The organism is Flavobacterium sp. ZE23DGlu08 (assembly GCF_030505335.1).
GTDB classification, from domain to species: Bacteria; Bacteroidota; Bacteroidia; order Flavobacteriales; family Flavobacteriaceae; genus Flavobacterium; species Flavobacterium algoritolerans.
Genome location: NZ_CP130045.1, coordinates 1,289,564 through 1,303,064, shown reverse-complemented (window position 1 = coordinate 1,303,064; position 13,501 = coordinate 1,289,564). Strand labels below are relative to the sequence as shown.

12 protein-coding genes are annotated in these 13,501 nt (G+C 33.1%); 7 read left to right on the top strand and 5 right to left on the bottom strand.

Features of this window, described 5'->3' with window-relative positions; translation table 11 throughout:
- Positions 1-5: 5 nt before the first annotated feature.
- The 4 genes from Q1W72_RS05750 to Q1W72_RS05735 are packed head-to-tail and all read left to right on the top strand — an operon-like array spanning position 6 to position 2,636.
- Positions 6-464, top strand: coding sequence for a GNAT family N-acetyltransferase (locus tag Q1W72_RS05750; RefSeq protein ID WP_099713455.1), 459 nt, complete (start codon positions 6-8; stop codon positions 462-464).
- Positions 465-475: 11 nt separating this feature from the next.
- Positions 476-1,171 carry a DNA repair protein RadC gene (gene radC, locus Q1W72_RS05745; RefSeq protein WP_099713454.1) on the top strand — a complete coding sequence of 232 codons (696 nt, stop codon included), beginning with the start codon at positions 476-478 and terminating at the stop codon, positions 1,169-1,171.
- 8 nt (positions 1,172-1,179) lie between these two features.
- A complete protein-coding gene (locus tag Q1W72_RS05740; protein ID WP_099713453.1) occupies positions 1,180-1,869 on the top strand; it encodes a YjjG family noncanonical pyrimidine nucleotidase in 690 nt (229 codons plus the stop codon).
- Between the two features lie 2 nt (positions 1,870-1,871).
- The gene (locus Q1W72_RS05735; RefSeq protein WP_099713452.1) at positions 1,872-2,636 is read left to right on the top strand and encodes a hypothetical protein; all 765 of its coding nucleotides are present in this window, start codon (positions 1,872-1,874) and stop codon (positions 2,634-2,636) included.
- Between the two features lie 72 nt (positions 2,637-2,708).
- On the opposite strand, the gene Q1W72_RS05730 is transcribed toward Q1W72_RS05735, so the two are convergent.
- Positions 2,709-3,986: a replication-associated recombination protein A gene (locus Q1W72_RS05730; RefSeq protein WP_099713451.1), complete on the bottom strand. Its 1,278-nt coding sequence runs from the start codon at positions 3,984-3,986 to the stop codon at positions 2,709-2,711.
- 256 nt (positions 3,987-4,242) lie between these two features.
- Here Q1W72_RS05730 and Q1W72_RS05725 point away from each other — a divergent pair, with 256 nt between their 5' ends.
- Positions 4,243-5,031, top strand: a complete 789-nt coding sequence (locus Q1W72_RS05725; RefSeq protein ID WP_099713450.1) for a rhomboid family intramembrane serine protease — start codon at positions 4,243-4,245, stop codon at positions 5,029-5,031.
- Between the two features lie 60 nt (positions 5,032-5,091).
- Here the strand turns inward: Q1W72_RS05725 and rlmB are convergent, their stop codons facing one another.
- The 4 genes from rlmB to Q1W72_RS05705 form a co-directional block, all read right to left on the bottom strand.
- Positions 5,092-5,826 (bottom strand): 23S rRNA (guanosine(2251)-2'-O)-methyltransferase RlmB, encoded by a 735-nt coding sequence (gene rlmB, locus Q1W72_RS05720; RefSeq protein WP_099713449.1) that lies wholly within the window; start codon positions 5,824-5,826, stop codon positions 5,092-5,094.
- A gap of 69 nt (positions 5,827-5,895) precedes the next feature.
- Positions 5,896-7,332 (bottom strand): SusD/RagB family nutrient-binding outer membrane lipoprotein, encoded by a 1,437-nt coding sequence (locus Q1W72_RS05715; protein ID WP_099713448.1) that lies wholly within the window; start codon positions 7,330-7,332, stop codon positions 5,896-5,898.
- Between the two features lie 11 nt (positions 7,333-7,343).
- On the bottom strand, positions 7,344-10,592 hold the full coding sequence (locus Q1W72_RS05710) for a SusC/RagA family TonB-linked outer membrane protein (protein ID WP_099713447.1): 3,249 nt from the start codon (positions 10,590-10,592) through the stop codon (positions 7,344-7,346).
- Positions 10,593-10,676: 84 nt separating this feature from the next.
- On the bottom strand, positions 10,677-12,383 hold the full coding sequence (locus Q1W72_RS05705) for a hypothetical protein (RefSeq protein WP_302137598.1): 1,707 nt from the start codon (positions 12,381-12,383) through the stop codon (positions 10,677-10,679).
- A 181-nt stretch (positions 12,384-12,564) separates the two neighbouring features.
- Between Q1W72_RS05705 and rpsL the strand changes: the two genes are divergently transcribed.
- Positions 12,565-12,948: a 30S ribosomal protein S12 gene (gene rpsL / locus Q1W72_RS05700; RefSeq protein WP_007136570.1), complete on the top strand. Its 384-nt coding sequence runs from the start codon at positions 12,565-12,567 to the stop codon at positions 12,946-12,948.
- 74 nt (positions 12,949-13,022) lie between these two features.
- Complete coding sequence (gene rpsG, locus Q1W72_RS05695) at positions 13,023-13,499, top strand: 30S ribosomal protein S7 (protein WP_035668130.1); 477 nt, start codon at positions 13,023-13,025, stop codon at positions 13,497-13,499.
- The last annotated feature ends 2 nt before the right edge of the window (positions 13,500-13,501 follow it).

The window sequence follows — 13,501 nt, the reverse complement described above, 5'->3', positions numbered from 1 at the left end:
GTGATATGAGTGATACTATAAGAATTTCTAAAACTACAAGTGAAAATCCCGATTTTATAAATCTCATTGGCGCATTAGATAAAAGTTTGTGGGAGCGTTATCCGGAATTGAAAACAGATTATTGGGGTAATAATATTATTGAATTAAATCCAAATGTTGTTGTTATTTATTTGGAAAACAATCCTGTAGCATGTGGTTGTTTTAAGAAATACGATAAGGATACAATTGAAATAAAGCGTATGTTTGTTTCTCTTGAAGCCAGAGGAATGGGTTTAGCTCAAAATATTTTACGTGAGCTAGAACTTTGGGCTCATGATTTAGGATATTCATTTTCTGTTTTGGAAACATTATACAAACAAAAGGAAGCTATCGCTTTATATCAAAAAACAGGATATAGCATAGTTGATAATTATGAGCCTTATGTGGGTTTAGAAAATAGTATTTGCATGCGGAAACAAATTTAAATAACAAATGAATGGCTGAAAATTCCTTTTTTCCTATAACGAATTGGTCCGAAGATGATAAGCCACGAGAAAAACTAATGCTGAAAGGCAAAAGTGTTTTAAGTGACGCAGAATTGATTGCCATTTTGATTGGATCAGGAAGTAGAAACGAATCGGCTGTTGATTTGAGTAAAAGGATTTTAGCAAGTGTAGACAATAATTTGAATGCATTAGGTAAATTATCCATTTCGCAATTAATGAATTTCAAAGGAATTGGTGAAGCGAAAGCCATTTCGATTATAGCTGCTTTAGAATTAGGAAGAAGAAGAAGGGCGGAAGATGCGGTAGATTTAAAGAAAGTGACTTCCAGTAAAATCATTTTCGAAATTATGCAGCCTATTATTGGTGAATTGCCACACGAGGAATTTTGGATTATTTATTTGAATAACTCGAATAAGGTTATTTCTAAATCCCAGTTGAGTAAAGGCGGTATTACCGGAACATTAGTAGATGTTCGCATCGTTTTTAAAACAGCGCTAGAGATGGGTGCAACAGGATTAATCTTGTGTCACAATCATCCATCGGGAACTCTGATTCCAAGTGATGCAGACAAACAGATTACAAGAAAATTAAAATTGGCAGGCGATAGTTTAGAAATAAAAGTACTAGATCATTTGATTGTTACTGAAAAAAACTATTTTAGTTTTGCTGATGAAGGAATATTTTAAAACATAAAATGAAACATACTATAATAACTGATGTTTTCTTTGATTTAGATCATACGCTTTGGGATTTTGATAAAAATTCAGAGTTGACATTTGAGACTATTTTTAATAAAAATCATCCCGCAATTGAAACCAAAGTTTTTATTGAAAAATATGTGCCAATAAACCAAGAATGTTGGAAGCTATATCAATATGATAAAATTACGCATGAAGAGTTGCGTTATAATCGATTGAAGTATTCTTTTGATGCTCTTGATTATTCGATTTCTGACGAAGAAATTGATGCCATAGCAAATGATTATATTCGTTTTTTACCTGAAAACAATCATCTTTTTGACGGTACTTTTGAAGTTTTAGACTATTTGAATCAAAAATATAATCTTCATATAATTACAAATGGATTTGCTGAGGTTCAATACAAAAAGATACATAATTCTAATATTGGGAGTTATTTTCAAACCGTCACAAATTCTGAAATGGCAGGCGTAAAAAAACCAAATCCAATTATTTTTGATTATGCCTTAGATTTAGCCAAAGCCAAAAAAGAAAATAGTATTATGATAGGGGATAGCTTAGATGCAGATGTGCAAGGTGCTCTTGACGCGGGATTAGATGCTATTTTTTTTAATGAAAGTAAAATACAAGTTGAGCAGCAAATTAAACAAATTAATCATTTATTAGAACTTAAAAAATATTTATAAATATGAAAAAGCAATTTTTATTATTGTTATTATTGGTCGTTAGTTATTCCTATTCTCAATCTGTGAACGATTACAAAGCTGTAATTGTTCCTTTGAAATACGATTTTCTCAATGGCGAAAACCAATTCCGGTTGAATACATTAACCAAGTTTAATTTAAATAAAGCAGGTTTCGTTTCATTTTATGCCAGTGAAACTATACCGGCCGAGTATAATGAAAGATGCAGTTTGTTATATGTTGATGTGGTTAAAGATAACGGCTTTTTGACGACAAAACTTTTTATAACACTGAAAGATTGTTATGGAAAAATAATATTCCAATCGATAATTGGAAAAAGTAAAGAGAAAGAATATAAGGTTGCTTACACAGAAGCTTTAAATGAAGCATTTAAATCTGTTTACGCTTTGCAATATAAATACAATGGAAATGTGGCTGCTAAAGTCGAACCTGTGATACAAACAGAAGTTGTTAAGCCTATGGCATCTCCTGTTGCTGTGGTTAAAAATGTAGTGAGTGAGCCAGTTGTGGTCAATACTGTAGTTGGAGATTCTAATTTATTGTATGCACAACCTACGGCTACAGGTTTTCAATTGATAGATAGCACACCAAAGGTTGTTATGAAGTTATTCAAAACCTCTCAACCAAATTCCTTTATTGCAATGAAAGACACCGTTCAAGGGTCATTAATTCTAAAAGATAATCAGTGGTATTTTGAATATTATCAAAACGATAAATTGATTTCTGAAAAAGTAGATGTTAAGTTTTAAACTTCAGAAAGCTGTTATCTAAAATAGTTTCATAAAAAAGGTCTTGAGAAATCAAGACCTTTTTTATGAAACTTAATATCCGTATTTATCTTTCCAACGGTTTTTAAGAAATTCCCTGATGCTATTTTCTCTGGAATTGTTCCCAGGAATATATATAGGTGTTTTGCTTAATGCTTCAGGTAAAAATTCCTGTTCAGCAAAATTATTGGTGTAATCGTGCGAGTATTTGTATTCTTCACCATAGCCTAATTCTTTCATTAGTTTTGTTGGAGCATTGCGTAAATGAATTGGAACCGGTAAATCTCCAGTTTGCTTTACAAGTTGTTGTGCCGTTCCGATGGCTAAATAGGAAGCATTACTTTTAGGTGAAGTCGCTAAATAAACGGCGCATTGGCTCAAAATAATTCTACTTTCAGGATATCCAATTGTAGCAACTGCCTGAAAAGTATTATTTGCCATAATAAAAGCCGTTGGATTAGCATTTCCTATATCTTCACTACTTAGAATTAGCATTCTTCGTGCTATAAACTTTACATCTTCTCCGCCTTCAATCATTCGGGCAAGCCAATATACAGCTCCATTAGGATCACTACCTCGAATGGATTTGATAAAAGCAGAAACTATGTCATAATGTTGTTCGCCAGTTTTGTCATACAAAACGGTATTTTGTTGCACCAAGGCAAAAACACGATCATTTGTGATTACAATTTCGTCTTCATTGGACGCATTTACGACAAGTTCAAATATATTTAATAGCTTTCGTCCATCGCCACCGGAAAGTCTCAGTAGCGCTTCTGTTTCGCTTAAAACAATATTTTTTGTAGATAAATAAGCGTCTGTTTTCATGGCGCGTTCCAGCAAAGACTCTAAATCTTTTTTGGTAAAGGCATTCAAAATATAAACCTGACAACGGGAAAGTAATGCAGGAATCACTTCAAAACTCGGGTTTTCTGTAGTGGCGCCAATAAGTGTTATCCAACCTTTTTCTACTGCTGCCAGCAAAGAATCTTGTTGTGATTTGCTAAAACGGTGAATCTCATCAATAAATAAAATAGGATTTTTAGCGGTAAACAAACCACCGCTTTGCTTCGCTTTTTCAATCACATCACGAATATCTTTTACACCAGAATTGATGGCGCTCAAAATATAAAATGGTCGTTTCGATTCTTGCGCAATAATTTGTGCTAATGTAGTTTTTCCAGTTCCCGGTGGTCCCCAAAATATTAACGATGGGATGATTCCTTTTGCAATTTGTTGTGTCAATGAACCATTTGGTCCTACAAGGTGGGATTGACTGATGTAGTCTTCTAATTTTTGTGGTCGTATGCGTTCTGCAAGTGGTGCTTCCATAACGTAAAATTACTGTTTTTTTTAATCTGAACTTGTCTTGGATTGTCAAAATTTGTTTCGTTAGGAGCTATTTCCAGCTGTACACTATATCTTTTACATCTCGTTGAAAAAACGAGATATAAAAGGATGTCGTTTCCATCTGGGCTAGGTAGTAGCATTAAAAAATGGTTTTCAGTTTAAATATGACAAAATAGCATTAAATTGCTTTTGGATAAGTTTTTGAATTAAAACCAGAATATAAAACTTCTCGCTATTCATGGAAAAGCATTTTAAATTTACCAATTCAGTTATTGGGTTACCACTTTTTTTTGTGGTATTCCTGTGGTTTGTTTTTTGGCTGGAAATTCGATTTGATTTTGACTTTGTCCAAAACGGAATTTATCCTAGAACTTTTGCAGGTTTACAAGGCGTTTTTCTTAGTCCGTTTATACATGCTGATATGGAGCACCTGTATAATAATTCGATTCCTTTATTAATTTTATTGGCAGCTTTACAATTTTTTTATGCAGAGCAATCGGTAAAGGTTATTGGATACGGAATTTTAGTTTCGGGATGTATCACTTGGGTTATTGGTAGAGATAATTACCACATAGGGGCAAGCGGATTGATTTATGTTCTCTTTAGTTTTATTTTTTTTAAAGGCATACAAACTAAATACAATCGATTGGTAGCTTTGTCACTTGCTGTGATAGTTGTGTATGGAGGTTTGGTTTGGTATGTTTTTCCAAGTCCTGAAATTACAGGAAATAAATCTATTTCTTGGGAAGGTCATTTGGGAGGATTGCTCACAGGTTTTTTTCTTTCGTTAGTTTATAAAACTCCTGAATATAAAAAAGTCATTAAATATGATTGGGAACGCCCAGATTTTGATCCTTCAGAAGATAAATTTATGCAGCGTTTCGATGCTGATGGAAATTTTGTAAATATCCCAAAAATTGAAGAAAATGAAGAACAACAGGAATTCTCAACGTATTATACTTCTAGTCTTCCAGTAGATTATGAGATTGTCACAAATGGAAAAAATGAATCAAAACATAAGTCTTAATTCATTTTAGTAAATAGTTTAGAGAATATAGTATTCTAAAAATCTAAGAAGTCCAACAATCTAAGATCGTTGTCTTACAGCTTCATATAAAAAAGCTCCACAAGCCACTGATACATTTAGTGAACCAATAGTTCCAAACATAGGAAGTTTAGCTTTCTCATCAACAATTTTAAGTACTGATGGGTTTACACCTCTATCTTCCGATCCCATAATGATTGCTACAGGTTCGTTTAATGAAATGTCATAAATATTTTGATCTGTTTTCTCAGTAGCTGCTACAGTTTTTATACCACTAGCTTGCAAAAGAAAAATAGCGTCCTTAATGTGTTCTACTTTACAAATGGGAATATTAAATACTGCTCCGGCTGATGTTTTTACAGTATCGCCATTTACAGGTGCCGAACCTGCTTTTTGAACAATGATTCCGTTCACTCCAGTACACTCAGCAGTTCTGATTATAGCACCAAAATTACGTGCATCAGATATTTGATCTAAAATCAAAAACAAAGGTTTTTTTCCGTTTTCGATTACTGTTTCTATCAAAGATTCTAAGTCAAAGAATGATATAGGGGATATGGTAGCCACCGCACCTTGATGGTTATTTGGTGTCAATCTATTTAGTTTTTCAACTGGTACATAAGAAAAATTAATATTACCACGCTTCATAACTTTCATCAGGTCTTTCATCAGTTCGCTGCTCGCTTCCTTTTGAATATAGACTTTGTCTACAGTTGCACCCGCTTGTATAGCTTCAATTATTGCTCTAATCCCAAATATTTGATGTTCTTTTTCCATGGCGCAAAGATATAAAAAAAAACCACCCCAAAAAATGGGATGGTTTTTAATAATTGAATTAAGTGATAATTAGAATTTATCCCAGAATACTTTTGTTGTTTGCGTATCGCCACCAATTGCTGCAGATGCTGCTGTATAGTTGACTTTGTTTAAGTTTTGTTCGCTAATAGGATAAGTATATCTTGTTGGAACAGGATCTTCAGAAACAGCTGGAAGGTTAAATCCAGGCATATCATAAGTTCTCCAAGCAGTCCATGCTTCGTAACCTCTGTTGTACATTGCTAACCAAAGTTGATTTCCAATTTTTACTTTCCAAGTTCCTGGAGCTGTTGCATAATTTACAGCAGGATTTGCTAAATAAGTAGCTACATTAGGGGCTCCCCAATAGTCGAATGATGCAGTAATACCTGCATTATAAAACAGAGCAGCATTAACAGGTGTTCCTGAAATAGAACGTTCCGCTGCATCTGCTAAGTAAAAACACACTTCTGAATAGTCAATCAAAGATGCTGGATTTGTTGGGTCTATTACTCTATCACTTACATGAGTGTATGATGAGAAAGCATTGTTATCTCCATAAGGTCCTCCTTCATAAACACCAGTCCCTAAATTTTGATCAAAATATACAGCTCTTCTTGGATCAGAAAGATTATTCATGAAATCTACTAATGTATTAGCAATAACAAAATCCGATCTTCCGCTTTGTACTAGATCAACCCAAACAGGATTGGTATTAGGTGTTGCATTAGAATAAACTAAACTTGCATTATCTGCATTTGATGTAAATACACCACCACTAACAGCTGCTTTAATAGCCGCTGTTGATTTAGTAGCCAAAGCAGGAACATCTGCAACTCGTACACCCATTCTCAACATTAATGAATTTCCGAATTTTTTCCATTTAGCAGTATCTCCACCATAAATTTTGTCTGCTGTACCAAAACCACTATCAGTTAAATTTGGTATTGCAACAGCTATACGAGTAAGTAAATCGCTATAAATGGTTGCAGCGTCATCGTATACTGGTAATACATACTGACCCGCATTTAACGCTTGAGAATAAGGAATATCCCCAAATGTTTCAACCATTTGTGCCCAAGCATAAACAGTCAATATCTCAATTTGAGCATTTTTTGTTTTTTTGGTTTCAGCTGATATAGTAAGATCTGCATCATTATTTATTTTTGCTGTAGCTAGATCTGCCAAAACATCTCTGTAGATTTCAGACCAGTGACTTTGTGTGATATTACGTGTATTGAAATCGTAATTAGCTTCATCTACGTAAGTTGTTTCTGTCCAATGCTGACCTAACATCCTATAGATGTTATTGTTCACATTTGTGCTTGTCATTTGATCAAATAAACTCTTGGTTGCTGCATTGAATAAAAATTCTGAGCTAACCTGTGTAGGGTTTTTTGGATCTCTATTTTTATCTTCATATTTGTCATCTGATTGACAAGATATTAAAGTAATAATAGTTAATGTTGTTAATATTATTTTTTTCATAATTTAATTTTTTAAAACTGTAGTTTAAGACTTGCTCCGATTTCTCTTATAGATGGATAAGCTCCAGATTGGTACCCTTGAACATTCCCAGAACTTAGACCAGCTTCTGGATCAGTATAAGGAGTGTTTTTGTCGATAATCCATAGATTTCTTCCAATTAATGAAAAAGATGCATTAGTGAAAGGAAGTTGTTTTAACATTTTACTATCAAAATTGTAAGTTAAACTTGCTTCACGCAACTTAACATAACCAGCGTCATAAACATGTAATTTATTAGGAGCTCTTGCGTAACCTTCAGCAGTAGTGTAGACACTTGCATTTGCTCTAGCTTGATTTGGTGTTCCATCAGGAGCAACACCTGGCATAATAACACCACCACTGTTAGCACCGTAGTTTCCAAGTGTTCCAACTATTGGGTCTCTTCTTGGATTTCCTAAATCATTGTTAGCTGCAGAGAAGTCATACATACCTGTTGCATAACCATACCAAGTATCTAGAGAGAAAACATCTCCACCTTTTTGCATGTCAATTAAGAAACTTAAATTCAAGTTTTTATAAGTGAAACTATTATTAAGACCTGCTTTCCAATCTGGGTTGATATCTCCAATCACAACATTACTTGCAGCTGTTCTTTGGTATGTACCAATTCTAGATCCAGTTTGATTAACAATTGGTTGGCCATTTGCAGCATAAATAAAATCACTTCCTCGGATAGTTCCGTATGGTTGTCCTGGTGTCGCATTGATAGATACACCACCTTGTAATGCTGCTAATTGTAAGTTTTCAATACCGTTAAGTAATGAAACAACTAAGCTTTTATTTTGAGACCAGTTTAGATTTAAATCCCATTTGAAAGAATTAGTTTTAAATGGAGTAGCATTAAACTGTACTTCTAATCCTTTGTTTTCAATAGTTCCAGCATTTAATACAGCTGAATTATATCCAGTTGCTGTTGATAATGGAATACTTGTAATTTGATTGATGTTTTGGTCGTTATAATAAGATACATCAAAACCAAGACGTCTGTTTAAAAAAGACATTTCTAAACCAAATTCATAACTTTCTTGTCTCTCAGGTAAAAGGTTCAAGTTGTTTTGAGCCCCTGGGTTTGAAGCAACACCAGTTCCGTCAAATGGAGTTCCAATATCAAATGTATTAAAAACTCTATAAGGACTTGTATCACTACCTACTTCAGCATAATTTGCTCTTAATTTACCAAATGTTAACCATTTTGCTTCAATGAATTTAGAGAACACTAAACTTCCAGAAACTGAGAAATAATTGTATCTGTTATCAGCTTTTGGTAAATTAGATGAACGGTCAGTTCTAAAAGTACCCTCTAAGTAAGCATAACCATCATAACCTAAACTCGCTCTAATGTATTCGCCATCTACCATGCTGTTTGCGTCATATTCAACAGGAGCAAGAATAGGACTTACACTATTTGAAAGAGAGTATAGACGTGCTTTGTTTAAACCTCCGTTAGTAGCAGCAAAAATGCTGTTTTGGATGTTGTTTCTTAAACTCCAACCAATGTTTCCTTCTAAATTTAATTTTTCAGTTAAATTTTTATTGAAATTCAACATTAAATCATAATTATATTCAGCAACAGTGTTGTTATATCTTGAATACTTAGATACATCTGAGCTTCCAACATTTATTCTTTCTTCTTGTAATTCGCTATAGCTATCAAAAGAAAATCTACCCATTATACTCAACCAATCTGTTAACTTATCTTCTAAGGCAACATTTCCAAAGTATCTTGATCTTGTATCTGTCTCATAATTTTCATAGAAAGTCCAGTACGGATTGTCAGAGTAAATTGGTTTTAAATTCGTAGATGAGTTAGGATTCCAAGTAATATTTTCTCTAGTAAGAAAATAAGCTTCTTTTTGTTCATTGAAATCAACATTCATTTGATTCCATTGTCTAAATTGTTGCATTACGTTATTAGAAGAATAACCTGTACCATTTCTACCTTTTCCGTCAGTTTTTACAAAATTGAAACTTGTAGATGCTTTTAATTTATCTGTTAAATTTTGAGATCCTGAAAAAGATATCGTATTTCTTTTAAGACTACCGTTTGGTAAGTTACCTTCTTGCATTAAGTTAGTAAAACCTAATCTAAATGCGCTTGTATCTGTACCTCCATCTAATGAAACAGAGTTTACAGTAGTACTTGCAGTACCCCAAACAGAATTAGGGTTGCTTTTACCAGCTACCCATGGAGTTGCTTTTCCGTAACCAGGTAATTGAGGATAAATAGAATTCCATTGGTAAACCAATAAACTTGGATCAAATGCAGCACCATATGATGCATCTTCTGTAAAAGGAGTTGTTAAATCATCTATACCATCTCCGTTTATATCAGCTAAGCCAAAATAACCATCAGCCGAGTCATAGTATGGTCCATAACCTGCTCCATATTTATTTTGATATTTAGGTAAAGTTTCTTTATCTGCAGTTCCTAAAGTTACGCTTGAATTAATTGTAACGCCAATACCTTTTTGACTCTTCCCTTTTTTAGTAGTGATCATTACGACACCATTAGAAGCACGAGATCCGTAAAGTGCTGTTGCAGCAGCTCCTTTTAGAACGTTAATAGTTTCAATATCATCAGGATTAATATCAGATGCAGCATTACCGTAGTCAAAACCACCTCCACCAGTTTTTTGGCTTGATGTGTTAGAATTGCTGTTGTCTATTGGAACTCCATCAACAACAAATAAAGCTTGGTTGTTACCTGCAATTGAGTTATTACCTCTAATAACTACTTGAGTAGAACCACCTAGGTTTCCTGATGTTTTAATTTCCATACCGGCAACTTTACCTGATAAAGAGTTTACAAAGTTTGAGCTTTTTACGTTAGAAACAGCATCACCTTTAACCTCTTGAGTAGAGTAACCTAGAGATTTTTTCTCTCTTTTAATACCTAAAGCTGTTACCACCACGCTTTCAAGTTCTAATGCGCTACTTGCTAACTTTACATTAACAGTTGATGAACTAGCTGTAACTTCTTGGGTTTTCATCCCAATGTAGCTAAATACCAAGACTTGACTTGGAGAAGCTTTGATAGAGTATTTTCCATCAAAATCAGTTTGTGTTCCTGAATTTGTTCCTTTTACTAATACACTCACGCCTGGTATCGGCAATCCTGCATTATCAGAAACAACACCTGAAACAGATCTTTCTTGCGCAAAAGTTAGCTGCGCCATAAGTACTACTAATAGTACTAAGATTCCATTGAACTTTAGTTTCATTTTTTAATATTTTGAATTAGTCTCGCAAACTTCTTAATAATTTGTTAACTTTCCTAATATATAAATCTCTATTTTTTATTGTAATTAAAATTTAACATTATAACAGATGTGGATTATAGTGTTATAAATTTCAATTTCTTGGTCTTCTGTGCTGCCATTTGCAATAGCAAATTTTAACAACCCATTTTTTGTTTGTAGTCCAAATCCAAGTCCTATTCCTAGTAGTTTTTCGGTGTTGTCTGTTTGTTCAATGTCTGATTTGTTCTTGTAGATGCTGTAATCTAGTATTGAATGTACATATAGATTGGTAGAGAGTAAGTATCTGTATTCTGTAAGAATTGAAGTTGCGAAATATGCTTGTAGACTGTTTTCTGTAAAGCCTCTTATGCTGTTGAATCCTCCAAAACGGAAAAGTTCATTTGCAAGATAACGATTGCTTTGTAAATAATAATTCTGGCTATTTATATTTATTATATTCTTTTTGTTTAAGCTAAAGTTATGTGTCGCTTGAATATTTAAAAAAAATTGATTGCTTTTGTTGGTGTTTTCTGGTTTATTGTTGATTTCTCGTTTTCCGATTCCGGTGGTTATAGAAAAAATTGATTTTATAGGAAAGTTGAAATTGGTTAAATCTAATTTTGTATAGTTAAAGCTGGATGTTAAAAAGGAATTATTGAAATCGCTTATCGAAGTGTCGACTGAGTTTTGAATGTCGCTTGACTCTGTAGCTTGGTATCCTATATAGAAACGTGTATTGTAGTTAGTATAGTAGCTTAAGTTAATTGCTGTTTTTGTGTTTTGGAAAGTGCTGTCTTGTCTGAATAATTGAATTTGTGCTTTTAATCCTATCGAAGTTTTAAATAAATAAGGCAGTTCAATATTGGCATTAAATGTTTTTTGGTCGTTTCCATCGCTTTTCCAATAAACGGATAATTGTTCACCAGAGCCTAAAATATTTTCTAGCTTTACGTCTAAATAACCATTTAGGGTTGTTTTTTTATTTTCGTTATTTGAAAATCCAATAAAACCATCAAAAGTATTGAATTTTTTTTTCTCAAGATATACAAAAACTTTTGTTGTGTCTTTTGTGAATAAAATTTCGGGATATTTTACTTGGTTGGTAAATCCGAATTTTTCAAAATCATTATAAATTTGGTCTACTATTTTTTGATTAAAAATGCTGTTCTTGTATTTTCTGTTAATTTGTGCTAAATGCCCACTTGGGAATTTATTTGATCGGTTATTTTCTGTATAATTTATTATTATGGAGTTTAGTGTTCTTTTTTGGTCTGAATCTAGTTTTAAATCTGCGTAAATTTCGGTATCGATTCTTTTAATATTAATCAGTTTTAATTTTGCTAATGCAAATCCGTTTTGCTCTAATTTTTGAACAGCTTCTTTTAGAAAAGAATTAATTTTTGTGTAGGGTAGCGTTAATGTGTCTTTTTTGCTTATATCTGACAAGTTGTTGAATGGATTATTTGTACCTATATATATACGTATAGATTTTATTTTTTTTCCTAACTCAAAATTCGCAACGTAACTAGAGTCTTCTTTTTTAGTAAGTTCTAAAGTAGTGTTGTCGATATAGCCTATTTCGGATAGTTTTTCTGAAAGTTTGTGTATTTCTTCGCTAATGGATTTCGTGTTTTTGTGTTCTGTATTGTATTTGAGTGAATCTATAGTTTTTGTTTCTAATGAATTACTTCCGGTTATCAATAATCGAAAATTCTGCGCAGAAGAATTAAGGCAAAAATTCAGAAAGAAAAGTAAAATAAAGGTGGATTTCAAATGAGTATGTATTTTTAATAAAAGTAACGCAAATATCTATTGTTTGTGATAAAAATCAAATGATAAAATAATCTTATTGAAAATTAATGAATTAACGTTTGTAGAGTAAAAAATATTTTCTACATTTGCAACCCCGTAAAAAGCGGGAATTTAATATAATAAGAAATTTTTAGTATTAATTATGCCAACAATTCAACAATTAGTAAGAACAGGAAGAACTCAGATAACTAAGAAGAGTAAATCGGTTGCTTTAGATTCTTGTCCTCAAAGAAGAGGGGTTTGTACGCGTGTTTACACTACAACGCCAAAAAAACCAAACTCTGCAATGCGTAAAGTAGCGCGTGTACGTTTGACAAATGGTAATGAAGTGAATGCTTACATCCCTGGTGAAGGACACAATTTACAAGAGCACTCGATAGTATTAGTTAGGGGTGGAAGGGTAAAAGATTTACCAGGAGTTAGATATCACATCGTTCGTGGTGCGCTTGATACGTCAGGAGTAGCAGGAAGAACGCAAAGAAGATCTAAGTACGGAGCAAAACGCCCAAAAGAAGCAAAAAAGTAATTTAAAAAGTTATTTCTTGTAGAGATGTGATTCGTCACAGCTGTATGGGTATGACATTTTATTAAAAAAAAGACATGAGAAAAAGAGCGGCAAAGAAAAGACCACTTTTACCAGATCCAAGGTTTAATGACCAACTGGTAACACGTTTTGTGAACAACTTAATGTGGGATGGAAAAAAATCGACAGCGTTTAAAGTATTTTATGATGCAATTGACATCATTGAGTCTAAAAAACAAGATGCAGAGAAACCGTCATTAGAAATTTGGAAAGATGCGTTAACTAATGTTATGCCTCACGTAGAAGTACGTAGTCGTAGAGTTGGTGGAGCTACATTTCAAATTCCAATGCAAATTAGACCAGACAGAAAAATTTCTATGGCGATGAAATGGTTGATTCTTTATTCAAGAAGAAGAAACGAAAAATCAATGGCTCAGAGATTAGCTTCAGAGTGTTTAGCTGCGGCTAAAGAAGAAGGAGCTGCTGTTAAGAAAAGAATGGATACTCACAAAATGGCAGAAGCTAACAAAGCATTCTCTCACTTTAGATTTTAATT